Below are 25531 nucleotides of genomic sequence, written 5' to 3' on the forward strand. Positions count from 1 at the left end.
GGTGGAGCGGTCGGTCGAGACCCAGGTCAGCCAGGCGGTGGATGCCTGGCTGGCGTGGTTGCCCCGGTGGGAGCCCTCCACGCACCGCGGCCGCGTCGCCCCGTGCCGCCGCTGCTTCGGCTCGCCCGTGCTGTCGGCTGCCGGTCTCGGCTCCGATGTACCGCACGGCGTGCAGCACGGTCTTTCCACGCGGATGAAGACGATCGTCGACCGCGCGGTGGCGGACTACACCGCGGTGAACCTGCCGATGCTCCAGACCGAGCTCGACCACCAGGCCGCGCGCAACCGAGCCCGCAGCTACCGGCCCGCCGAAGGACTGGACCCCGAGTTCGAGGGCCTGCCGCTGGATCCCGAGCCGGTTCCGGGCGCGCCGTTCCTGTTCACGATCTCGGGCCTCGCGGAGGAGGCGGAGGCAGGAGTGCCGGCCCTTCCCCCGCTCAGCGAAGAGGCGAAGGCGGCGCTGAGGCAGGAGGTGGGGCTCGCCGACGACTACGCCAACATGGTGGGCCGCGAGGTCTGCGCGATCCTTCTGCACCATCGCCTGCGCATCCAGGCGGCCATCGCCACCTACGTCGAGCCGCAGATCGCGGCGATGCTCGAGGAGCTGACCCGCTCGCTCGATGCGCCGTTCGACCCGAACGAGCCGCTCGGCGACTGAACGCGGCCCGTTACCGAGCCGTGTCCCCGTGGGCATCGGCGCGGTGCCCGCGCTTGTTAGGATAGCCCCGCCGCGGGCGTGGTCTGTCCGCGCCGCCGCTCTCGGCGGAAGGACCCGAGGGGAGGACAGGTGGCCGCGCGACTGCCCTCAACCCCGCCCATCCTTCCCGGGCTGGCCTATATCCGCCCCCTCGGCTCGGGCGGCTTCGCGGATGTCTTCCTGTACGAGCAGGACATGCCCCGGCGCAACGTCGCCGTGAAGGTGCTCCCGAGCGACGTCGGGGATCCGGAACTGCGGCGCATGTTCAACGCCGAGGCCGACGTGCTCGCGCACCTGTCGGCGCATCCGGCGATCGTCACCGTCTACCAGGCCGGCATCTCCGCCGACGGTCGCCCCTACATCGTCATGGAGTACTGCCCGGGATCGCTCGCGCAGCGCTATCGCATCGAGCGGATCCCGGTCGAGGAGGTGCTCACCATCGGCGTGCGCATGGCCAGCGCCCTGGAGAGCGCGCACGGCGCGGGTCTCGTGCACCGCGACGTGAAGCCGAGCAACATCCTCATCACCACCTTCGGCACCCCCGTGCTCGCCGACTTCGGCATCTCCTCGTCGCTGCTGCGCCACAGCGCGGGGGAGGTGCTGGCGATGTCGGTGCCGTGGAGCGCCCCCGAGGTGGTCGCCGAGCAGACCTCCGGCAGCATCGCGAGCGAGGTGTGGAGCCTGGGGGCGACGGTGTATTCGCTGCTGGCCGGGCACAGCCCGTTCGAGCGCCGCGAGAAGGGCCAGAACGGCAAGGAGCAGCTCCGCCGCCGCATCGCCCGCGCCCGTTACACCGACATCGCCCGCACCGACGTGCCCGACTCCCTCCAGGCGGTGCTGGCGACCTCGATGCAGCGAGACCCCGACCGGCGCCACCCCTCGGCGCGCGCGTTCGCCGAAGCGCTGCGCGAGGTGCAGGCCGAGCTCGGGCTCGCCCAGACGCCTCTCGAGGTGCCGGCGGCGGAGTGGAGCGCGTCGGGTCCGGTCGACTTCGGCGACACCGAGATGCGCGGACCCGCGCGTTCGCGGATCGAGCGGACCTCCCTGCGCAAGCCGGCGCACGACCGCGCCGGTGTCGCCGCCCTCGCGCGGGACGAGGACACCGACATCTCCGCGCCCGATCCGCGCCGCCCGCGCATCGCCCCCTGGGCGGTGGCGGCCGCGGCCGTCGGGGCGGTGGTCGTGGCGGTGCTCGCCACGATCGTGATCACGGCGGTGATGTGATGCGGCGCCGCACGGCTGCGGGAGTGATCGCCGGTGCCGCCGCGATCGCCGTGGTCGTGGTGGCCAGCGTGGTCTGGCCCGGGCTCGACGCGCAGGAGACGCCCGAGGTCGACACGGCGGTGTGGGCGCTGCAGACCGCCGAGGGCCGCCGGTACGCGCGGGTGAACACGGCGGTCGGCGAACTCGACACGGTGCGCGCCATCAGCGCCCCCAGTCAGGTGGTGCAGACCGCGGACAGCGCGTTCCTGTTCAGCGACAGCTTCGCCCGCGTCACCGAGATCGATCCCGCCTTCCCCGTCGACCTCGACGAGCAGACGCTCGAGGAGTCGGCGACCACGCCGTCCGGCACCCGGGACATCGCGACCGCCGGCGACTTCGTCGCGTACCTCACCGACGCCGGCACCGTCTATGCGGGGCTGCTCGGGGCCGACATCACGGTGCCGCTCGATCCGTTCCCCGTCGCCGGCGACGACGGCCCCGCCTACGCCGCGGACGCCATCGCCATCGACGAGCGCGGCATGCTGTTCGCCTACTCGAGCGACGACGAGTCGGTGATGCGCTACGACGTGCCGACGGGCACCGTGCGCGCGCGCGACACGCTCGTGGCCGAGGGGCTGAGCACACCGGCGATCACTGCGGCGGGCAACGCCTGGGCCGTGGTCGACCTCGACGACGGCGAGGTGTGGCTCGACGAGGCGGACGCCCCGGTGACGGCGCCGACCGTCGGTGTCGTCGTCGTCGGCGCCCCCGATCCCGCCGGCGAGCGGATCTTTCTCGCCGACCAGACGGGCCTCGTGAGCACCGGGTTCGACGGCGCCGGCTTCCAGACCCACATCGGCGACGGGACGACGGCGCTCGGCGAGCCGGCGGAGCCGGTCGCGCACGAGGGCGTCCTGCACGCCGCCTGGCTGCGGCAGGGGGGCGGCGGCGGCACGCTGTGGACCTCGGAGGGCGGCCCGTCCGACCTCCTCTACGGCAGCGAGGAGATCGGCGACCAGCTGCGCCCCGTCTTCACGGTCGGATCCGGGGCGCTCATCCTCAACGAGATCCGCTCCGGGTGGGTGTGGACCGTGCCCGACGGGCAGCTCGTCGTGTCGAGTCAGAACTGGGCGCTCGATGACGACCTCGACGCCGACGCGGTGCCCAGCGAGGAGCAGCTGCCGGTGCAGATCGCGCCCAAGGCGCCGATCGCCGAACCCGACGTGTTCGGGGTGCGCGCCGGTGCGCTCAGCGCGCTTCCGGTGCTGCTGAACGACCACGATCCGAATGAAGACATCCTCACGATCGATCCGGCCTCGGTGACGGGGCTCGACCCGGGCTTCGGTCGGGTGTCGATCACCGACGAGGGCCAGCGGCTGGCGGTGCACGTCGAACCGGGAGCCTCCGGTTCGGCGACCTTCTCGTACGCCGTGACCGACGGCACGGCCGAGGGTGGTCTCGTCTCCGACCCGACGACCGTGACCCTCACCGCCACCCCCGCCGGGGTGAACTCCGCGCCGCAGTGGTGCGGTGTGGAGGGATGCCTGGTCGAATGGCCCGAGCCCGAGGTCGCCTCCGGCGGCACGGTGACGGTGCCGGTGCTGCCCGGGTGGGTCGATCCCGAAGGCGACCCGGTGTTCCTCCTGTCGGTCGTCAACAGCAGCGCCGTCGGAAGCGTCGCGGCGACCCCCGCCGGGGAGGTCGTCTATCAGCACAGCGACGACGGGAGCGCCGGGGATCAGCTCATCGATCTGACCGTGACGGTCGCCGACACGGCCGGGCAGGCCAGTTCCCAGCAGCTCGTCGTGCGGGTCTCCTCCGCCCCCGACCTCGCCGCCCAGTCCTTCGCGGTCACCGCGACGGCCGGAACGGGCGTCACCGTCGACGTCGCCCCCCACGTCACCGGCACGGCGGGAATGGTCATGCTCGAGTCGGTGCGCGTGCTCGACGACGCCGCGGCGACCGTCACCCCGGTCGAGGGCACGACAGGATTCGACCTGTCCGCGCAGGAGCCGGGGACGTACCGGGTGGACTACACCGTCACCGATGGATCGACCACCGCGACCGCCGGGGTGCGGGTGACGCTGCTGCCCGAGGACGCTCCCGCGCAGCTGGCCACCGCCCCGCTCGTCGTGTTCGTGCACCCGAAGGAGGACGCCACCCTCGACGTGCTCGAGGCCGTCTCCAACCCGACCGGGCGCGTGCTGCTGCTCAGCGACGTGACGGGGCGCGCCGAACAGGGCGCGAGCCTCGCGGTGGATGCCGTGGGACAGCGCCACCTCCGGGTCTCGGGCGCCACCGACACGGCCGCCGCGGGGCGCCTGGGCACGGTGACCTACACGGTCAGCGACGGCACCGACGACCAGGGGTCGAGCGTGCAGGGCGAGGCGACCGTGTACCTGCTGCCCCCGGCTCCCGAACTGGCGCCGATCGCCGTCGACGACACGGTCGTGGTGCGCGCGGGCGCCCAGGTCGACATCCCGGTGCTCGAGAACGACATCTCACCGGCCGGCGGCGCCCCCCTGCTCAATCCCGCGCTCGTCGCCTCGTCGACGCCGGACGCTCTGGCCTTCGGCTCGGGTGACGTCGTGCGCTACCTCGCGCCCTCCGACGAGGGCGAGTACACGATCGACTACGCGGTGTACACCACCGGCGCGCCCTCGCTCGCCGACTCCGCGACGGTGCGGGTGCGCGTGGTCGCGCCGGAGGCCAACCGCGCTCCCTCGCCGTCGGCGCTGGAGGGGCGCGTCCTCAGCGGACAGACCTCGACGATCGAGTTCGACGGGTTCGGGATGGACCCCGACGGCGACGTCGTGACGCTCGATCGCATCACCCGCCAGCCCGACAGCGGCGCCGCCTCGATCTCGGCGGAGGGCGACGCGATCGTCTACTCGAGCGTTCCGGGTTTCAACGGCCAGGTGGAGTTCGCGTACCAGGTCGTCGACGCGTTCGGCGAGACGGGCGTCGCCACGGTGCGGGTCGGCGTGCTCGACGCCCAGTCCAACCCGAGCCCGGTCACCTTCACCGACTATGTGCAGGTGCAGGCCGGCGCCGGCAACACGGTGCGGGTCAGTCCCCTCGCCAACGACATCGATCCCACCGGCGGGGAGCTCTCCATCGACGACGTGCGGCCGGATGCGGTCGCGACCCTCGAGGACGGCACCGCGAATCCCGAGTACGAACGGCTCGCAGCGCTGGTGGACGCCTCGGCCGACCGCGGGACGATCGTCATCGGCGCCGGGGAGGATCCCGGAACCCGGGCGTACTTCTACGACGTGAGCTCCGACTCGGGCAACACCGGCCGCGGCATGATCGTGGTGCGCGTGGTGCGCGAGAGCGTGCCGGACTACCCGATCGTCTCCGACACCCAGCTGGGCGTGGAGACCCGCGAGGACTTCCCGCGGGGCGTGGATGTGCTCACCGACAAGGCGACCTGGGCCGGCGGTGACGTCGCCGAGCTCGAGGTCTCGCTGTGGGGAGCCCCCGAGGGCGTGAGCGCGTCCGGGCGCACGCTGCGCGGCGAGCTGCCCGAAAGCACCCGGGTCATCCCGTTCGAGGTCACCGGCGAGGGGCAGGACGGCCCGGTCACCACCTACGCGTTCCTGCGCGTGCCCGGCGACGACGACCTGGAGCTCGCCCTCAAGCGGCAGGCCGTGACGCCGCGGGTCACCGAGCTGGAGTCGGTCTCCTTCGACATGGCCGGCCTCGTCGCCCTTCCGCGCGGCGCGCGCCTCGAGGTCGGCGACGAGGTGCGGGCCTCGGGCGCCCGCACCGAGGCGGTGTGCGCCCGCGAGGGTGCCACGGGTGTGCGCTACGACTCCGGCTCGGGCGACCCGTGGGTCGACGCGTGCCAGGTGCAGGTGCGCATCGAGGGGCAGGACGAATGGACCGTCCTGTCGGTGCCGATCGAGATCATCGCCCTCGACCCGCAGCCGACGCTGCGCGCGGCATCCCTCACCGTCGGTCCGGGCGAGACGGTGACCTACGACCTGAGGCAGCTGACCACGTGGCAGCTGCGCGAGGACTGGGAGGGCATCCGCTACGCGCTGGAGTACGGCGGCGCGGCGTTCGACGTGTCGCAGGAGGGGTCGCTGGTCACCGTCACCGGCGCCGACCGGGCCGTGGCCGGAAGCGAGGAGGCGGCGACCGTCGCCGTCCCCAGTCATCCCAGGGTCGCGTCCGTGCGCCTGATCCTGCGTGTCGGTGCGGCACCGTCGACGCTGCCGCAGGGCGGGTCGGTCAGCCGGCAGTGCTCCCAGGCCGCGGGGAGCTCGTGCGTCATCGAAGTGGTCGGCGCGCCGGGCGAGGTCAACCCGCTGCCGCGGACCCCGCTCGAGCTCATCGAGGTGCGCGCCACCGGCGCGTGCGCCGGCGTCACCTTCCAGCCCGTGTCGGCCACCGCGGTCGAGGCGGCGTGGACGGAGGAGACGCCGGGCGCGACCTGCACCGCGTCGTACTCGGTGCGCGACGCCCAGGGCCGGCGCACCAACGGCGACCGCGACGGGCGCGTCGTGCTCGACCTCCTCGGCTTCCCCGGGGCCCCCGCGAGCGTCGTGCAGACCGCGTACGCCGACGGCACGCTCACCCTGCGGGTCGATCCGGGTCAGGCCCGCCAGGCCTATCCGATCCTCACCGGCTTCGCCGTGCGCTTCGACGGCGAGGTGGTCGCCCAGTGCGGCGCCGACGGGGTGTGCCCGCCGATCGCGGCACCCAACGGCGAGCCGCGCACCTACGAGGCGTTCGCGGTGAACGAGGTGGGGGACTCGCGCGCCGCGGTGCGCACGACCGGGTGGGCCTACGACCCGCCGCCCCCGCCGACCGAGGTGGTCGTGCGCCCCGTGGTGACCGCCGGAGAGGGCGGCATCGTCGCGCTGTCGATCGCGGGTGTGGATGCCGCGCAGACGGGCAGCATCGAGATCGCCAGCGCGAGCGGCGAGAGCGTGCGCGTGCCGGTCGCGCCCGGCCAGTCCCGCGTGGAGGTCGCCTCCTACCGCCTCAACGCGAACACCGCGACGCCGATCACGGTCACGCCGTTCTCGCGCTTCGAGATCCCGCCGGGACTCACCGGCAGCGCGTCGGGCGCCGCCGTCACGGCCCTGGGCAACGGCGTCGGCGCCCCGCGCACGCCTGCGCTGACGCTGAGCTCGGCGTCCAACGGCGACGGGACCTCGACGGTGTTCGCCAGCGCGACGGCCGCCTCCGGCGGCGACGGCTCGGTGCTGCGCTACGGCGTCGTCCCGGAGGGCTCGCCGTGCACGACGGCCGCAGACGGGGCGAGCGCCACCTTCGGCCCTCTCCCCGACGGCATCGAGTACCGCTACACGATGTGCGTCGAATCGTACGTCGGCGATGTCGCGTTCGGACGCGCGACCGCCTCGGGCGCCGTGCAGGCCGTGCAGTCGGGCCGGGCGCCCACCGGCTGGACCTTCGCCGTCTCCCCGACGCCCAACATCGGCGCGGGACGCGCGGAGTGGATCATCCGCGATCAGCCCACCACGACCGACCGCATCCCTAACAACAACGTCGCAGAGTTCCAGGGCGCGCCGCCGACCGCCGTCTTCGACCGCGATCCCGGCATCCTGGTCCGATACGTGCACCGGGTGTGGGGGCGACCGACGCCGTGGGCGCTGGTGACGCCGCGCGCCGGCAGCGCGCCGTACCAGGTGCGCGCGCAGTGGGCTGCGGGAGCCTGCGTCGGCGGCGGCCAGCTGAGCGTGAACACCTCGTCGTCGGTGTCGCCGACGGGCGTGGGCGCGCAGTTCGCGCTCGACAACTCGCAGCTGGTGTACGTCAACGCCGGCGGCGCCGTGATCCCGCACGAGGCGGGCACGTGGACGGTGCCGGCCGGAGCGGTGCGCGTGGACGGCATCCGCGTGACGGTGAACTGGGATGCCACGGGGTGGGGCCTTGCGCCGGCTGCGGCCACCTTCTCGGCCACGTGCGACGCGAACCTGCCGCCCGAGCCCACCCCCACGCCCGAGCCCACCCCGACGCCCGAGCCCACGCCGACCCCGACCCCGCGCCCTGAGCCGCGGCCGACGCGAAACCCACGAGGACACGATGACGATCACGCAAGAGCAGGCGACCTGGTTCGCGCAGACGTTCCGCCAGATCGCGGACAACGTCGAGCGCGCGGTGCTGGGCAAGCGCCACGTCGTCGAACTCGTGCTGACGGCGATGCTCAGCGACGGACACGTGCTGCTGGAGGACGTGCCCGGCACCGGCAAGACGTCGCTGGCTCGCGCGCTCGGGCAGTCCGTGCAGGGCACCAACACGCGCATCCAGTTCACTCCCGACCTGCTCCCGGGCGACATCACCGGCATCAGCGTGTACGACCAGAAGGAGGGCGTGTTCGAGTTCCACTCGGGCCCCATCTTCGCCAACATCGTGCTCGCCGACGAGATCAACCGCGCCTCGCCCAAGACCCAGTCGGCGCTGCTGGAGGTCATGGAGGAGGGACGCGTCACGATCGACGGCGTCTCCCGCCAGGTGGGCGTCCCCTTCCTCGTGCTGGCGACGCAGAACCCGGTCGAGCAGGCCGGCACCTACCGCCTCCCCGAGGCGCAGCTCGACCGCTTCATGATGCGCGCCGCGATCGGCTACCCCGACCACGCGGCGACCGTGCGCATCCTCGACGGTGCCGCAGTGGACACCTCGACCCTCTCGCCGATCATCACCCCGCAGGCGCTGATCGGCATGGCCGACCTCGCGGCGCAGGTGTACATCGACGCCCTCGTGCTCGACTACATCGCGCGGCTGGTCGATGCGACGCGCTCGGCCGACGAGGTGCGCCTCGGGGTCAGCATCCGCGGCGCCCTCGCCCTCACGCGGGCGACGCGCACCCGCGCCGCCGCGCAGGGGCGCACCTACGCGACGCCCGACGATGTCAAGGCGCTCGCCGTCGCGGTGCTCTCGCACCGGCTGATCCTGCACCCCGAGGCCGAGTTCGACGGGGTGACCCAGGAGGCGGTCGTCGGGCAGGTGCTGCTCGATGTGACCCCGCCCACGCGCAGAGAGGCCGTATGAGCCCGACCGAGACGCGACTGACGCGCACCTCCGCGGCCACGGGCACCGGAGGGCGCACGCACGCGACCTCCACCCAGGTGACCTCCACGGCCGTGGCGGCCACGGGGCGCGGTCGCGCGTACGTGCGCATCGCGGTGTGGGCGGCGGCGGTGGCGCGCGCTCTCGGACGCGCGATCCGCGCCGCCGCGGAGTGGACGGCGAGCACCGTGCGCCCCGCCGGCACGCTCGTCGTGCTCGCGGCCACGGGCGGTCTCGTACTCGGCGTGGCCTTCGGGTGGGTGGAATGGATGGTGGGCGGCACGGTCGCCGCCCTGCTGCTGGCGGCGGCCATCCCCTTCCTGTTCGGCGCCCGCTCGTACGACGTCGACCTCTCCCTGGCCCACGAGCGCATCGTCGCGGGCGACGGGGTGACCGGGGAGATCGTGGTGCGCAACCACGGCGCCCGCACGGCCCTCCCCGGTCGCATCGACATCCCCGTCGGCGACGGACTGGTCGAGTTCGGCATCCCGCTGCTGCGCCCCGCCCACACGATCACCCAGCCGCTGGAGATCCCCGCCCTGCGACGCGGGATCGTCGCCGTGGGCCCGGCGACCACGGTGCGCAGCGACCCGATCGGGCTGCTGCGGCGCGAGCACGCCTTCCACGACGTGCACGAACTGTTCGTGCACCCGCGCACCGTGGCGCTTCCCTCCACGAGCGCCGGCCTCATCCGGGACCTCGAGGGCAGCCCCACCCGGCGGCTGGTCGATGCGGACATGTCCTTCCACGCCATCCGCGAGTACGCGCCGGGGGATTCGCGGCGCCAGATCCACTGGAAGTCGACGGCCAAGACCGGTCGGCTGATGGTGCGCCAGTACGAGGAGTCCCGCCGCTCGCGCATGGCCGTGATCCTCGCCTCGGCGCAGACGGAGTACCTCGACGCCGACGAGTACGAACTCGCCGTCTCGTGCGCCGCCTCGCTCGGACTGCGCGCGGTGCGCGACGCGCGCGATGTCGCGCTGGTCACCGGGTCGGAGATCCCGCGGGTGGTCCGGGGCCGGCTCCGGGCGATCCGCCGGATCCCGTCCGACGCGCCGCGTCCGATGCTCGACGGCTTCAGCGGCGTCGAGCGCATCGACAACACGATGCCCGTCGCGGAGATCTGCCGCCTGGCCGCGGAGTCGGGCGACGCCCTGTCGATCGCGTTCGTGATCGTGGGCTCGACCGTGCCGCTGGTGCGCCTGCAGCAGGCGGCGCTCGCGTTCGCCGCCGACACCGCCGTGGTCGCCGTCATCTGCGACGAGCGCGCGCACCCGCGCCGCCAGACCATGTCGGGGCTCACGGTTCTCACCGTCGGCACGCTCGACGACCTCGCCGGTCTCCTCGTGCGGGGGGCGGCCTCGTGAGCGCCCGCCGCTCCACGCGTTCCCGCGTGCGCCGTGCGCGCGAGCAGACCGCCCCCCGCACGGTGTCGCCGCGCATCCTCGCCGGGACCGCCTTCGCGATCGCGGTGGTGGTGATCGCGGGCGCCGCCGCCTGGCCGATCTACCGCGCGCCGTCGTACCTCGTGCTCGTGGCCGTCGCCTCCCTCGTGGCGGGGGTGCTGGCTGCGGCATCCCGATTCTGGCGATGGGACGGCTGGATCACGGCGGCCGCGGTCGCCGCGGCCCTGCTGCTGACCGGCGTGCCCCTCGCGGTGCCCTCCCGACTGGGCCCGCCCGGCGAGCTGCTGCGCGGCATCGCCGAGGTCGGCACCGGCGTCGTGGTGGCCTGGAAGGACCTCGTCACCGTGGACCTGCCGGTCGGGTCCTATCGCAACCTGCTGGTGCCGGCGCTCGTGGTCTTCCTCGTCGGCACGTGCGCGATGCTGGTGCTCTCGTGGCGCGACGACCGCGCCGCCTACGCGGCCGCGCCGATCGGGCTGGCGATGATCTCGTTCGGGCTGTTCTTCGGCAGCGCGGCCGCCAGTGCGCCGTGGGATCTCGGCGCGGTCACCCTCTTCGCGCCGGTCGAGACGGCGCTGGGGCTGTCGGGCCTGCTCACGGCGATGCTGTGGCTCGCGTGGCGCGCGCACGACGAGCGTCGGCGCGCCCTCGAGCGCGCGGCCGCCGGCAGCGGCGTGCGCATGTCGACGCGGCCGTCGTCGGCCGACCGCCGGCGCGCGGCGCTGGGGGCGGGGATCATCGCGGTCGCGTCCGCCGTCGCCGTCGCCGTGGTGCCCTTCGCCGCCCGCGGCGTGGATCGCGACGTGCTCCGCACCGCCATCGGCCCCGAGATCGACCTGTCGGCCGAGGTCAGTCCGCTCGCCCGGTATCGCGCGCTCTTCGACGACGCCCGCGCCGCCGACGTGCTGTTCACGGTCACCGGTCCGGCGCTGCCCGATCGCGTGCGCCTCGCGACCCTCGACGCCTACGACGGCGAGGTGTTCCGCTCCGGCGGCAGCGGCGCGGTCGACGACGCCCGCTTCGTGCGTGTGCCCTCGGAGCTCGACCCGGGCGAGGGCACCGCCATCGAGGCCGTCGTGACGATCGACGGACTGACGGGGGTGTGGATGCCGACCGCCGGCGCTCTGGCCGGCGTCGACTTCGCGGGCGGGCGCGCGGCGGCCCTGGACGACGGGTTCTACTACTCCCAGGCGTCGTCGGCGGGGGTGCAGATCGCCGGGGGAGGCCTCCGCGCGGGCGACCGGTACACCCTGCACGGCGTCGAGGCCGAGGCCGTGGCCGTGGCGGACCTGCGGGCGCCGGGCATCGCTGACGGCGACGTGGTCGCCCCCGACAGCCTGCGCGAGTGGATGGACCGCAACGTGGTCGGCAGCGGCGGGCAGGCGCTCGCGGACGCCGTCGCGCTGCTGCGCGAGCGCGGGTACCTCAGCCACGGTCTTTCCGTCACGGAGGAGTCGGTGTGGGTGACCGCGCTGCCCTCGTACGAGTTCCAGCCCAGCGCGTCGGGACACTCCTTGGCCCGGGTCAACAGCATGTTCACGCGCCTGCTCGAGCGCGAGGTCGACCCGCGTGCCGCCGAATCGGGCAACTACGTGGCCGCGATCGGAGACGACGAGCAGTTCGCGGTGGCGACCGCGCTCGTCGCCCGCGAGCTCGGCTTCCCCTCGCGCGTCGTGCTCGGCGCGCGTCTGGCCGACACGGGCGAGGGGCTGACCACGTGCGAGGAGGGCGTGTGCCGCGCACAGGACCTCGCGGCGTGGACCGAGGTGCGCGGCGCCGGCGGCGCCTGGGTGCCCGTGGACGTGACGCCGCAGTACGAGAACTCACCGAGCCTGGATGTGACGGAGCAGCGGGACCCCGAGGTCGTGACCGACGTGCTCCCCGACACGGTCGACGAGGTGGAGCCGCCCGACCCCGTGCAGGAGGACACGCTCGCCGATCCCGCCGACGACGAACAGGCGGGCCTGGACCTCAGCTGGCTGTGGCCCATCCTGCGCGTCGCCGGGATCGTCTTCCTGCTGCTGCTGGTGGCCTTCGGGCCGTTCCTGGTCGTGATCGTCGCGAAGGCGCTTCGCCGACGCGGTCGGCGCACGCACCCCGCTCCCGCCGTGCGCGTGTCGGGCGGCTGGGACGAGTACGTCGATGCGGCGGTGGATGCCGGGCTCGTCGCCCCACGGGAGCTCACCCGCCGCGAGCTCGCGGGCGCCTTCGAGAGCGCGTCCGGGGTGGCGCTGGCCGACACCGCCGACCGTGCGGTGTTCTCCGACGCCGAGGTCTCCGCGGCCGACGCCGAGGCGTTCTGGCGCCTGGTGGATGACGAGCGCCGGAGCCTGCGACGCGGTCGCGGGGTCTGGCGCGGACTCGCCGCGACCGTATCGTTGAGATCGTTCCTTCGACAGCTCGCACCCGACCCGAGTGCGAGAAGCCGCTTCGCCGAGAGGGGGAAGCGCCGGACCCCCGGTCCGCGCGTGCCGCAACATGACACCCACGACCATCGACGCCTCCACGATCGCGGCGCTCAGCCTCATCTGGCTGATCGGCGCCGTCGCCCTCTACGTGTGGGTCGCCCTCGCCCTGGCCGCCGTGTTCCGCAAGTCCGGCGAAGAGGGCTGGAAGGGATGGGTGCCGGTCTGGAACCTCGTCGTGCTCCTCCAGCTCGGCGGCTTCTCCGGATGGTTCGTGCTGCTCGCGCTGGTGCCGATCGTCGGGCAGCTGGCTCTCTGGGCGGTGCTGGTCATCGCCTGCCACCGGATCGGCGGGGCATTCGGCTTCGGACCCGGCATGACGGTGCTCGCCGCGCTGCTCCTGCCCCTGTGGGCCTCGATCATCGGATTCGGATCGGCCCGGTGGATCGGAGCGACGCAGGTGCCCACGGCGGCGGGGGCCGCTGCGGACGCCGCGCCGCGACGCCGCAGTGCGCCGATCGACCCGCCGGCATCGGCGGCCGCGGCCCCGGCGGACCGCCCGCCGCTCCCCTCGTGGGCGTATCCGTCGACGACCGATGCCCCGGCAGCGCCCGCGGCGCCCCCGGCCCCGGCAGCGCCCCTGGCCGCTCCCGCGCCGCGCGGTGCCTCCACCGCGTCGATCGAGATCCCGCCGCGCCCGCCGCTGCCGGCGGGATGGGCGCCCCCCGCCCCGGCGGCGGAGCCCACCGGCTCGGTTCCCGAGTACACCGAAGAGGTCACCGCCGCGGTGCCGGGCGCACCGGGACCCGTCTCGGCGGTGCCAGGCGTTCGCCGCGAGCCGGCCAACGAGCCCGTCGCGCCGCCCGTGACCCGCGTGCCGGCCGCGCCGCGCACGGTCGACTCCGAGCCCTGGGCGCCGGCGGTGTCGCCGTTCCCCGAGCCCGACGCGTTCCCGGAGGCGTCGGGCGAGGTGTCGGCGGTCGTCGGCGCGCCGCAGGCGGGCAGTCCGCTGTCCGCGCTCGGATCCGTGTCGGCGCAGCACCGGCTCTCCCACATCCCCGACGACGACGACCTCGACGAGGCCACGGTCGTGGCCAGTCGCCGGCGCGCACCGTGGGTGCTCGCGCTCCCGACCGGCACCGAGGTCGACCTTTCGGCCGATGTCGTATACCTCGGCCGACGGCCCTCGCCCAACGCGGCCTTCCCGCAGGCGCAGCTGGTCGAGATCCACGACGGCACGGTCTCGAAGACCCACGCGCGACTGGAGCGCCGCGACGACGGCTGGGCGATCGCCGACCTCGACTCGACCAACGGCACCGTTCTGGTCGGTGCTGACGGCGCGGAGCGCGAGATCGAGCCGGGGGAGATCGTCGCCGTGACGGAGCGCTTCTTCGTCGGCGACGCCGTCGTGCGCCTCACGCGGGCAGACGACGGTCGATGACCGTCGATCCTGAGCGGGACGCGGACGGCGCCGCCGAGACGGCGAGTGACGCCGACGAGCAGACGGCGCTCTCCCGCCGCCGCGTCGCGGCCCGGCCGGCGGATGACGACGACGCGCCCTTCGCCGAGGACACGATCGTCGCCCGACGCAGGGTCGCCGCGATCGCGACCGCGCCGATCGCGACCGTCGCCGAGCCCGACGCCGACGCCCACGACGTGACCGAGGCGACGGTGATCGGGCGCCGCCCGCCGCGCCCCGCGCCGCCCGCCGACCTCGACGACACCGTCATCCGCCCGCGGACCCCCGCGCGCCCCGATCTCGCGCCGGGGACGGCGGCGGACATCGACGACACGGCGCTCGCCGCGCGCGCCCGCCCGATCCGCCCCCGCACGGCCTCCGACGACGCCGTACCCGCGCCGCCCGTGCGGGAGGCGCACGTGCCGCGGCCGGCGGAGGTGATCGCCGACGACGTGGTGCGCCCCGAGCCCACGGTCGCGATGCGCGCCGCCTCGCCGTCGCCGGTTTCCCGAGCGGCTGCCGAGCATGAGAGTGTGGATCGCGCTTTCCGCGTGCGCGAGCGACGTCGCCTGCTGATCGTCGCCATCGCCGCGCTCGGGATCGCCGCAGCGGCGGCTGTCGTGGTCGCCCTCCTGCTGATCTGACGCCTGCCCCCGAGGATGACGATGACCGACCGCCCCTTCTCCGCCGCGCCCGCCCCGGCCGATGCCGCCGTCGCGCCCGCCGCCGAAGGCCTCGACCCGGTCGCCTCCGCGCGGCTCGGACTCGTTCCGGCGGCCACCGGCCACCGTGCCGTCGCGTTCGCGATCGACGCCGCGATCTGGCTCCTGCTCTCCGCTCCGGTCGTGATCGGCACCGTGCTCCTGGCGATGGCCGCCGCCGTGGGCGATCCGGTGTCGATCCTCGGAGCCGTGCTCGTCTTCGCGGGCACCGCGATGACGACGACGTTCGTCATCATCCAGCTCGTCACCCACGGCCTGCGCGGAGTCACCGCAGGCAAGGCGGCGATGCGGCTGCGCTCGATCCGCCTCGACGACCTCGGCCGCCCCGGTTTCTGGCGCATCGTGCTGCGCGCACTCGTGCTGTCCGCCTCCTGCCTGGTGCCGCTGGTGGGCCCCGCCCTCCTCTTCCTCTCGTACGGGATCGATCCGCAGCGCCGCGGGCGCAGCATCCTCGACCGCATCGCGGGCATCTGGCTCATCGACGCCCGCGCGGGCCTGGATCCCTTCGACGCCAAGGCGCTGCGCCACGCCCGTCGCGCGATGCGCGGCAAGCCGGCCTCCGAGGAGGACCTCCCGTCGCTGGCCACGGGAGCCGCCGCCGAGAGCGCCCTGCGCATCGCCGACGCGCGCTCGCGTGCCGGCGTGGTGGGCCCCGGGGGCACCGGGGCGCAGTGGGCGCCGGTGGCCGGCGCGTCGTCCCTCGCCGATGTCATCGCCCGGGTGCCCGGAGCGCAGCGGACGGTGGATGCCGCCCCCGCGGCATCCGGCGGCGCAGCGTCCTTCGCCCCGGCCGCGGCGCCCGCACCGGTGCCCGCACCGGCCGCCGCAGCGCCCGCTCCGACCCCCGCGGCGCCCGCGCCCGCGCCGGCCGTGGCAGCGACGCCCGCGCCTGCGCCCGCGCCGGCTCCGGCCGCGGCGACCCCCGCGGCTCAGCGCCTGGCCACGCGGCGCGCGCAGGTGGCGGTGCGCTTCGACGACGGCTCGCTGGTGCGGGTGCCCTCGTTCGCCCTCATCGGACGCGACCCCGAGTCCGCCTCCGGCGAGAGCGTGGACGCCCGGGTGAGCCTCGACGATCCCGAGCGGCTCATGTCCAAGACCCATGCCGCGTTCGGCCAGTCCGCCGAGGGCGTGTGGGTGAGCGATCGCGGGTCGCGCAACGGCACCCAGCTCCACTCGCCGGGCGGAGACGTCGTCGACGTGCCGACGCAGGAGCGCATGCTGGTGCCGACCGGGTGGCGGGTGCAGCTGGGCGGGAGATCGTTCGAGGTCGTGGCCCGAGGGAGTGACTCATGAAGCTGAAGCTGGGCCTGCGGCGCGGCGCGGGAGCCGCCGTCGACGTGCTCATCACCGCCGATGCCACGGCGACCGTCGAAGACGTCGCGCGGGCCGTGGCGGCCGGTGACGCGCTCGCCTCGGCGGGAGCCGTCAACGCCGGGGGAGTGCCGACCCTTCAGGTCGCGCCGCCCGCGGGGCATCCCGTGCAGCTGGATCCGCGCGCCCTCATCGCCGAAGCCCCCATCGGCTCCGGCTTCGACGCGGCCGTCGTGCCCGCCCCGGCGGGAGCCGCCGGCGGCGGGGCCACGGCAGCGATCATGCAGATCCACAGCGGGCCGGAGGCGGGCCGCACCGTGGCGCTGCCGGCCGGCGCCTCGGTCATCGGCCGGGTCGCCCCGCGCAGGTCGTGCTCGACGATCCCCTCGTCTCCAAGCGCCACGCGCGCGTGGAGGTCGACCAGAGCATCGAGCTCGTCGACCTCAACTCCGCCAACGGCCTGGTCGTCGACGGGGGACTGGTCCAGCGCGTCCGGGTGATCCCCGGCCAGCGGATCACGATCGGCGCGACCGAGGTGTCCTTCGCCCTCGTGCCGCGGGTGGAGACCGACGACTCGCGCGTGCTCGAGCGCGGCGGCGCGCTCATGTTCAACCGCTCGCCGCGCGTGGAGGATCGCTACGCGGGGCGCGAGTTCCGGCATCCGATCATCCCGAACGAGGCCGATCCGCGCATCTTCCCGTGGCCGATGATCATGGCCCCGGTGCTCCTCGGGCTCGCGATGTTCGCGATGACCCAGCGCCCCACGTCGCTGCTCATCGTCTTCATGGCCCCGCTCATGATGCTCGGCAACTTCATCGGCCAGCGCACCCAGCAGGGCAAGAAGCTGCAGCTGGAGATCGCGACGTTCGAGACCCAGCTCGACGACCTCGAAGACGCCCTCCAGCGCGAGGAGGTCGTCGAGCGCGACCGTCGCCGCGCCGAGGCTCCGGCGACGGCCACGGTGTACGAGGCCGCGATGGCGCTCGGACCCCTGCTGTGGACGCGGCGCCCCGAGCACTGGAACTTCCTGGGGCTGCGGCTCGGAGTGGGAACCGGCACGAGCCGCAACACCGTGCAGGAGCCCACCGACCAGCGCGGCATCGCCCAGTACTCGCTCCAGGTCGAGCAGCTGCGCGAGCGCTTCCGCACGGTCGAGGACGTGCCGCTGATCGAGCTGCTGCCCTCGGCGGGGGCGATCGGCATCGCCGGCCCGCGCGAACTCGCCGCCGACGTCGTGCGCGGCCTCGGCGTGCAGCTGTTCGGCCTGCACGCGCCCAACGAGGTCGTCACCGCCGCCATCGTCGATCCGGGCTGGACCGGCGACATGGAGTGGATGAAGTGGCTCCCGCACACCACGAGCCCGCGCTCGCCGTTCGCAGAGATGGCCCTCGCCGACAGCCAGTCGGCGGGGACGGCGCTGCTCAACGGCCTGGAGGAGGCGATCCTGGAGCGGCTCTCCGGGTCAGCCACGCGCCGCGGCCCGCTGTCCGCGCAGGCGACCTCGATGGCCATGGGCAAGCACGTCGGGGACCACCGCGACGCCGCGGGCGAGGTCGGCGACGTGTCGCTCGTGCTCTTCGTCACCCACGATGCGCCGGTGGACCGCCCGCGCCTCACCCAGGTGATCGAGCGCGGGCCGGATGCCGGTGTCTACACGATCTTCGTCGCCCCCACGGTCGAGTCGCTGCCGGCGGCCTGCCGCACCTTCGTCGACGTATCGAACGGCCTCGCCGACGCGACCGTCGGCTGGGTGCGCGCCGGCGAGCGCGGGCCGTCGGTCGCGATCGAAGGCGTCTCCCGCGAATACGCCGAGATCTTCGCCAAGCGCCTGGCCCCGGTGGTCGACTCGAGCTCGGTGGCCGCAGACTCCTCCGACCTGCCGGCGAGCGTGTCGCTGCTGCGCCTCATCGGCACCGACATGGCCGCCGAGCCGCAGGCCGCCGTCGAGCGGTGGCGGCAGAACAACTCGATCGTCGACCGCACGCGAGGACCCCGGCCGCGCCTGAAGCGCGCCGGCACCCTCAAGGCGTACATCGGCCAGGGCAGCCCCGACGCCATGTCGCTCGACCTGCGCACCCAGGGTCCGCATGCGCTCGTGGGCGGCACGACCGGGTCGGGCAAGTCGGAGTTCCTGCAGGCGTGGGTGCTGGGCATGGCCGCCGAGTACAGTCCCGACCGCGTCACGTTCCTGTTCGTCGACTACAAGGGCGGGTCGGCCTTCGCCGACTGCGTCGACCTGCCGCACTGCGTTGGCCTGGTCACCGACCTGAGCCCGCACCTCGTACGCCGTGCGCTCACGAGCCTGCGGGCGGAGCTCCACCACCGCGAGCACCTGTTCAACCGCAAGAAGGCAAAAGACCTCCTCGAGCTGGAGAAGCGCCAGGACCCCGAGACGCCGCCCGCGCTGGTGCTCGTCATCGACGAGTTCGCCGCGCTCGCGACCGAGGTGCCGGAGTTCGTCGACGGGGTGGTCGACATCGCCCAGCGAGGCCGCTCGCTCGGCATCCACCTGATCATGGCCACCCAGCGGCCGGCCGGCGTCATCAAGGACAACCTGCGCGCGAACACCAACCTTCGCGTCGCGCTGCGGATGGCCGATGCGGCCGATTCGAACGACGTCGTCGGCGACGTCGTGGCCTCGACCTTCGATCCGTCGCTGCCCGGCCGCGGCATCGCCAAGACCGGCCCGGGCCGGCTCGTGCCGTTCCAGTCCGGCTACGCGGGCGGCTGGACCTCGGAGGAGCCCGACCACGCCCAGGTGCGGGTGGCGGAGCTGCGCTTCGGATCGGTGACGCTGTGGGAGTCGGACGGCGAGGGCGAGTCGGACACCCACGACGAGGACCTCGGACCCAACGACCAGAAGCGGCTGGTCGCGAACCTCGTGCGCGCGGCAGCCGACGCCGCGATCCCGGCGCCGCGCCGGCCGTGGCTCGACGACCTCGCCGGCACGATCGACCTGCGCGACCTGCCGCTGGAGGGCGATCACCGGATCCCCCTCGGCGTCGCCGACATCCCGCAGCGCCAGCTGCAGGCGCCGGTGTTCTTCGAGCCCGACACCGACGGCCACATGCTCGTCTACGGCACCAGCGGCGCCGGCAAGAGCGCCGCCCTGCGCACCATCGGCATCGCCGCGGGCGCGCGGCCCGACCTCGCCCGCGCCGCGGTGTACGGCATCGACTTCGGCACCGGCGCGCTGCGCTCGATGGAGTCGCTCCCGCACGTGGGCTCGATCGTGCCCGGCGACGACGCCGAGCGTGTGCAGCGCCTGTTCCGGACCCTGCGCGGCATGCTCGACGATCGCGCGAAGCGCTACTCGACCGTCAACGCCGCGACCCTCGCCGAGTACCGTGCGATCACCGGCGACGCGTCCGAGCCCCGGGTCTTCGTGCTGCTGGACGGCTTCGGCGTCTTCAAGCAGGACTGGGAGACCGTCTCGGCACGCGCGCCGTTCTACGCGATCTTCATGCGCCTGCTCGGCGAGGGCCGGCCCCTCGGCATCCACGTGGTCGCCACCGCCGACCGCTACGGCGCGGTGCCCACCGCGGTGAGCGCCAACGTCACCAAGCGCATCGTGCTGCGGATGTCCGACGAGGGCGCCTACGCGATCCTCGGCGTCGCAAAGGACGTGCTCACCGAGCGGAGCGTCCCCGGCCGCGCCATCGTCGACGGCCTCGAGACCCAGGTCGCCGTTCTCGGCGGCACGACCAACGTCGCCGAGCAGAACGCGGCGACCGAGCAGTTCGCCGCGCGCCTGCGGGCGGCGGGGTCGGTCGAGGCGAAGAACATCGGATCCCTGCCCGTCGAGCTCGATCTCTCGGCGCTGCCCGACCGTGTCGGCGACCTCCCCGTGCTCGGCATCGGCGACGACACGCTCGGCCCCACAGGCTTCGAGCCGATCGGCACGTTCGTCGTCGCCGGCCCCCCGCAGAGCGGCAAGACGACGGCGGTGCGCGCGATCGTGGCCGCCCTCGAGCGCTTCGACCCCGACGTGGAGCTGTTCCACATCGGCGGGCGGCGTGCGGCCCTGCGCGAGTTCCGCCCCTGGCGACGGGCGGTGTCGGGCGTCGAGGACGTGCGCGCGCTCGCGAAGGAGCTCAAGGAGATCGTCGCCGACGAGTCGATCGCCTCGCGCCTCGCCATCGTGGTCGAGAACATCGCCGAGTTCGGCGACACCGACGCCGAGCGTCCCCTCAAGGAGCTGTTCCAGGCGATCAACCGCAGCGATCACTTCCTGGTGGCCGACGGAGACGTCGCCCAGCTCACCAGCGGCTACGGTCTCATCGGCGAGCTCAAGGCCGGACGTCACGGCATCGCGCTGCGGCCCGACAGCTACGACGGCGACTCGCTGTTCAAGGTGCCGTTCCCCAAGGTGCAGCGCCACGAGTTCCCGTCCGGCCGCGGGCTGTTCGTCGAGAACGGCCGCTCCATCACCGTGCAGATGCCCCTGGTCGTCGAGGAGTTCGCCGGCGCCCGCCCCTGAAACGCCCGGAAGCGGGCAGGATGGGAGCCATGGCGACCATCCCCACGGTGACACTCAACGACGGCACGGACTTCCCCGAGCTCGGACTCGGCACCTACAACCTGCGCGGGCAGGAAGGGGTGGATGCCGTCGTGGCGGCGGTCGGAGCCGGGTACCGGCTCCTCGACACGGCGGTGAACTACGAGAACGAGCGCGAGATCGGCGAGGCGGTGCGGCACGCGCCCGTCGACCGCGACCAGCTCCTGGTCACCTCCAAGATCCCGGGGCGCCACCACGGCTACGACGAGGCGATCGACAGCATCCGCGGCTCGCTGGGCCTGCTCGGCCTCGACCGCATCGACCTGCAGCTGATCCACTGGCCGAACCCCAGCGTCGGCCGGTACGTCGACACCTGGCGGGGCATGATCGCGGCGCGCGACGAGGGGCTGGTCACCTCGATCGGCGTCTCCAACTTCACCGAGGCCATGCTCGACGAGCTCATCGACGCCACCGGCGTGACGCCGGCCGTCAACCAGGTGGAGCTGCACCCGTACTTCCCGCAGACGGCGCTGCGCGCCTTCCACGCCGAGCGCGGCATCCGCACCGAGAGCTGGAGCCCGCTCGCGCGGCGCTCCGAGCTGCTCACGGAGCAGCTCGTGCAGGAGCTCGCCGCCGTGTACGACGTGACGCCGACCCAGCTCGTGCTGCGCTGGCATGTCGAGCTCGGCAGCACGCCGATCCCGAAGTCCGCCGACCCCGACCGCCAGCGCGAGAACGCCGACGTCTTCGGCTTCTCCCTCGCCGCTGATCACGTCGCCGCGCTGTCCGGGCTCGAGCGCGGACGGCTCTGGGACGGCGACCCGAACACGCACGAGGAGATGTGACCGGCGGGCCGGACGGGTCTCCGGGGTGGCGCGCCGGCCTCACGGCGCCGCTACGGCGGCGGGCGTCGCGCTGAGCCATTGCGCGAACGTCTGGTGTCCGCGCTGGGCGTCCGGGCCGGGGAGGATCGTCCCATCGCGCAGGGCTCTGCCCTGGCGGCCGGGAAGCGGCACCGACGGCACCCAGCCGCGGTAGCCGATGCTCGCGGCATAGCGGCGCACCATGTCGTCGAGCCGCTCCTCGCGCGGCCCGGCGAGGTCGGTCGCGCGCCCCTGCGGGCGCCCGGCCGCGATCGACACCAGGTGCGCGCCGACCTCGGCCGCCGCGATCGGCTGCACGCGGCCCTTCGGCGCGAGGTGCAGCGGTCCGAGCCGACCGCGGTCGAACAGCTGCGCGGAGAATTCGTGGAACTGCGTCGCGCGCAGGATCGTGGCCGGCACGGCGCCCGCCTCGACCACGCGCTCCTGCGCAAGCTTGCCCGCGTAGTAGTCGTACGGCGCGCGATCCACCCCCACGATCGACAGCAGCACGAGGTGGGCGACACGACGCCGCGCGGCTGCGGCCAGAAGCGTGCCGGTCGCGGTCTCGAAGAAGCGCGTCGCGACGTCGGCTTTCAGCGTCGTGATGTTGGAGAGGTCGATGACGGCGTCGACACCTTCCAGGGCGGCATCCACCCCCTCTCCGGTGAGCAGGTCGACGCCGCGGGACCGGGCCAGCACGACGGGGGTGTGTCCGGCGGCGCGGACCGCCTCGACGGTCGGGCGCCCGACGACGCCGGTGCCGCCGGCGACGGCGATGGTCAGGGGGTGCGGTTCTCGCTCATACCCTTTCGACGACGCAGACGACGAGAATGTGAGGCGCGCGGCTCACATTCCGTGCCGGCGCATCGTCGGATCGTCGAAGGGAGGTCGGTCATGGACGACACCGCTGCTCTCGCGCGGGAGCGACCGGCCCTGGTGGGCGTGGCGTACCGGCTCATGGGCACCGTCGCCGACGCGGAAGACGCCGTGCAGGAGGCCTATATGCGCTGGTACCGCCTCGGTGCGGCCGAGCGTGCCGCCATCGCCTCGCCGGGTGCCTGGCTGACCCGGGTCGTGAGCCGCGTGTGCCTGGACATGCTGGGCTCAGCGCGCGCGCGGCGCGAGCGCTACGTGGGCGAATGGCTGCCCGAGCCCGTGCCGGGGGACTCGCCCCTGGCGATGTCGCCGTCAGCGGACCCCCTCGAGCGGGTCACGCTCGACGAATCGGTCTCGACCGCGCTGCTGGTGGTGCTCGAGGCGCTCACCCCCGCGGAGCGCGTCGCGTTCGTGCTGCACGATGTGTTCGGGATGCCGTTCGCCGAAGTCGCCGAGACGGTGGGACGATCGCCGGATGCCGTGCGGCAGCTGGCATCCCAGGCCCGCCGTCACGTGCGCGCCCGCCGCTCGCGCCCGGCGGCGCGCGAGGAGCACGATGCGGTGGCCCGTGCATTCGCGGCGGCCGTCGCCACCGGCGACCTCGCCGCGCTCGCGGGCGTGCTCGACCCTGCCGTCGTCGCGCACGCGGACGGCGGCGGCGTGGTCTCCGCCGCCCGGCGGCCCGTGGTCGGCGCCGACCGGGTCGCGCGCTTCCTGCTGGGGCTGCCGCGCCTGCAGCCCGACGCGGTCGTGTCTCCGACGGTCACGGCGGACGGGCTCGCATTCCTCGTCACCGTTGCCGGCCGGGCCGACGCGGTGATCTCGCTCGCGGTCTCGATGGGTCGCATCACCGATGTCTACATCGTGCGCAACCCCGCCAAGCTCACGCTGTGGGGCCATTAGCGTGGGAGTCATGCCCACGACGCCGTTCCACTCGCTCGATGACTACATCTCCCTCCCGCGCGTGGAGGCGCTCGCTCTGTCACCCGACGGCAGCCGCGCCGTGCTCACGGTCGCCGTGCTGAAGAAGGATGCCACCGGCTACGAGCGTTCGCTGTGGGAGGTGCCCGCCACCGGAGGCGGAACCCCGCGGCGCCTCACCCGCTCGGCCAAGGGGGAGAGCGGTGCGGCCTTCACGCCGGACGGCGACGTGCTGTTCGTCTCGGCGCGACCCGACGGCGACGCCGACGAGTCGGCGGCCCAGCTGTGGCTGCTGCCGGCCGCCGGCGGTGAAGCGCGCCCGGTGACCGCGCTCGCCGGGGGCGTCGAGTCCGTCACCGCCGTCGCCGACGCGGCCGCGACCGTCGTCGTGCAGGCCGCCCTCCTCCCCGGGGCCGACTCCCTCGAGGCGGAGGGTGCGCTGCGTGCCCGGCGCAAGGAGAAGAAGGTCGCCGCGATCCTCCACGAGGCCTACCCGGTGCGCTATTGGGACCACGACCTCGGCCCCGCCGAGCCGCACCAGCTCGCCATCGATCTCGGCGCCCTCGACGACAGCATCGCCGCCGTGGTCGCCGAGGAGGCGGCCGAGGAGGAGGCTGCGGCCGCGGTGGATGCCGCGGGCGCGGCATCCACCGACCCGAAGCCCTACCCGGCGGCGCTGCCCCGCCCCCGCGACCTCACGCCGCGGCCGGGCCGGTCGGCCGACGTGCAGGGGGCCGCCCTCACGCCCGACGGCCGCACGCTGATCGTGGCGATGCAGCGGCCAGAGGCGCGGGGCGCCCGCTCGGTCATCGTCGCGATCGACGTCGAGACCGGTGCGCACACGACGCTGTTCGACGAGGAGGGCGTGCACTACGAGGCCCCCGTCCTCAGCCACGATGGCGCCATGCTCGCGTACGTGCGGCAGGTCAAGGCGACACCCGCGGGGCCCACCGACATCGAAGTGTGGGTCGCGGGTGTCGACGGCTCCGGGCCCCGCCGCCTCGCGCCCACGTGGGACCGATGGGCGACGAGCCTCGCCTTCGCCGCCGATGACGCTGCGCTCATCGCCACCGCCGACCACGACGGGCGCGGTCCGGTGTTCCGTCTGCCGCTCGACGGCGGACCGGCCGAGAAGCTCACCGACGACGACTACACGTACTCCCACGTGCAGGTCGACCGCGCCGGTGGCGTCCTCGTCGCCCTGCGCTCGTCCTGGACGGTGCCGCCGCACCCGGTGCGCATCGCACGCGACGGCTCCGTGACGCCGCTGGCCACGCCCGCCGCGACCCCCGCCGCGCCCGGCACGATCACCGAGGTCGAGACGGTCGCCGCCGACGGCGCGCGCGTGCGCGGCTGGCTGCTGCTGCCCGAGGGGGCGTCCGCGGCAGAGCCCGCCCCGCTGCTCCTGTGGATCCACGGCGGGCCGCTCAACAGCTGGAACGCCTGGAGCTGGCGCTGGGCGCCGCTGCTGGCGGTCGCCCAGGGTTACGCGGTGCTGCTGCCCGACCCCGCGCTGTCGACCGGCTACGGGCTGGAGTTCATCGCGCGCGGATGGAACGCGTGGGGCGGCGCGCCCTACACCGACCTCATGGCGATCACCGACGCGGTCGTCGCCCGCGACGACATCGACGCGGACCGCACGGCCGCCATGGGCGGGTCGTTCGGCGGCTACATGGCCAACTGGGTCGCCGGGCACACGGACCGGTTCGACGCCATCGTCACCCACGCGTCGCTGTGGGCACTCGACCAGTTCGCCGGCACCACCGACCTGTCGGTGTACTGGCAGGAGATCTTCTCGCCGGAGGCGATGATCGAGAACTCGCCGCACCGGTTCGCCGCCGACATCCGCACGCCGCTGCTGGTCGTCCACGGCGACAAGGACTACCGGGTGCCGATCGGCGAGGGGCTGCGCCTGTGGTCGGATCTGGCCGAGCACCACGCCGACGACGCCGGGCGCATGCCGCACCGCTTCCTGTACTTCCCCGATGAGAACCACTGGGTGCTCTCGCCGCAGCACGCCATCGTCTGGTACCAGACGGTGTTCGCGTTCCTCGCGCAGCACGTGCGCGGGGGCGAGTGGCAACGGCCGGAGCTGCTCGGGTGACGCGGGGTGGCGCGGCCGTGGG

At 74.0% G+C, this 25531-nt stretch carries 11 protein-coding genes and 3 pseudogenes; 13 read left to right on the forward strand and 1 reads right to left on the reverse strand.

Annotated elements, in window-relative coordinates; all coding sequences use genetic code 11:
- The first annotated feature begins 1 nt into the window (after window position 1).
- The 11 genes and pseudogenes from HQM25_RS03010 to HQM25_RS03065 all read left to right on the forward strand — a co-directional run bounded on the left by HQM25_RS03010 (window position 2) and on the right by HQM25_RS03065 (window position 21590).
- A complete protein-coding gene (locus HQM25_RS03010) occupies window positions 2-658 on the forward strand; it encodes a spermidine/putrescine ABC transporter substrate-binding protein (protein ID WP_172988904.1) in 657 nt (218 codons plus the stop codon).
- Window positions 659-787: 129 nt separating this feature from the next.
- Window positions 788-1921, forward strand: a complete 1134-nt coding sequence (locus HQM25_RS03015; protein WP_172988906.1) for a serine/threonine-protein kinase — start codon at window positions 788-790, stop codon at window positions 1919-1921.
- A 554-nt stretch (window positions 1922-2475) separates the two neighbouring features.
- A pseudogene (locus HQM25_RS17715) lies at window positions 2476-4869 on the forward strand (Ig-like domain-containing protein); the annotation flags it as partial.
- Between the two features lie 3091 nt (window positions 4870-7960).
- Window positions 7961-8926 (forward strand): AAA family ATPase, encoded by a 966-nt coding sequence (locus HQM25_RS03030; RefSeq protein WP_172991481.1) that lies wholly within the window; start codon window positions 7961-7963, stop codon window positions 8924-8926.
- Between the two features lie 782 nt (window positions 8927-9708).
- Window positions 9709-10311: pseudogene (locus HQM25_RS17720) on the forward strand (DUF58 domain-containing protein); the annotation flags it as partial.
- A gap of 110 nt (window positions 10312-10421) precedes the next feature.
- Window positions 10422-12140, forward strand: a pseudogene (locus HQM25_RS18010) (transglutaminaseTgpA domain-containing protein); the annotation flags it as partial.
- Window positions 12141-12828: 688 nt separating this feature from the next.
- Complete coding sequence (locus tag HQM25_RS18015) at window positions 12829-14196, forward strand: DUF5684 domain-containing protein (RefSeq protein ID WP_367948303.1); 1368 nt, start codon at window positions 12829-12831, stop codon at window positions 14194-14196.
- Window positions 14193-14858: a hypothetical protein gene (locus tag HQM25_RS03050; protein WP_172988908.1), complete on the forward strand. Its 666-nt coding sequence runs from the start codon at window positions 14193-14195 to the stop codon at window positions 14856-14858. Before HQM25_RS18015 ends, HQM25_RS03050 begins: the two co-directional genes overlap by 4 nt.
- A 21-nt stretch (window positions 14859-14879) precedes the next feature.
- On the forward strand, window positions 14880-16229 hold the full coding sequence (locus tag HQM25_RS03055; RefSeq protein ID WP_172988909.1) for an RDD family protein: 1350 nt from the start codon (window positions 14880-14882) through the stop codon (window positions 16227-16229).
- Window positions 16230-16617: 388 nt separating this feature from the next.
- Window positions 16618-20727, forward strand: a complete 4110-nt coding sequence (locus tag HQM25_RS03060; RefSeq protein ID WP_367948293.1) for an FtsK/SpoIIIE domain-containing protein — start codon at window positions 16618-16620, stop codon at window positions 20725-20727.
- 29 nt (window positions 20728-20756) lie between these two features.
- Window positions 20757-21590 (forward strand): aldo/keto reductase, encoded by an 834-nt coding sequence (locus tag HQM25_RS03065; RefSeq protein WP_172988910.1) that lies wholly within the window; start codon window positions 20757-20759, stop codon window positions 21588-21590.
- Window positions 21591-21629: 39 nt separating this feature from the next.
- Here HQM25_RS03065 and HQM25_RS03070 read toward each other — a convergent pair whose 3' ends face one another.
- Window positions 21630-22391, reverse strand: coding sequence for an SDR family oxidoreductase (locus HQM25_RS03070; protein WP_172991483.1), 762 nt, complete (start codon window positions 22389-22391; stop codon window positions 21630-21632).
- Window positions 22392-22502: 111 nt separating this feature from the next.
- Here HQM25_RS03070 and sigJ point away from each other — a divergent pair, with 111 nt between their 5' ends.
- Together sigJ and HQM25_RS03080 are read left to right on the forward strand one after the other, a co-directional pair.
- The gene (gene sigJ, locus HQM25_RS03075) at window positions 22503-23387 is read left to right on the forward strand and encodes an RNA polymerase sigma factor SigJ (RefSeq protein ID WP_172988911.1); all 885 of its coding nucleotides are present in this window, start codon (window positions 22503-22505) and stop codon (window positions 23385-23387) included.
- Between the two features lie 10 nt (window positions 23388-23397).
- Window positions 23398-25509, forward strand: a complete 2112-nt coding sequence (locus tag HQM25_RS03080; protein WP_172988912.1) for a S9 family peptidase — start codon at window positions 23398-23400, stop codon at window positions 25507-25509.
- Window positions 25510-25531 lie beyond the last annotated feature (22 nt).

The sequence above is a fragment of the Microbacterium hominis genome (assembly GCF_013282805.1).
GTDB classification, from domain to species: Bacteria; Actinomycetota; Actinomycetes; order Actinomycetales; family Microbacteriaceae; genus Microbacterium; species Microbacterium hominis_B.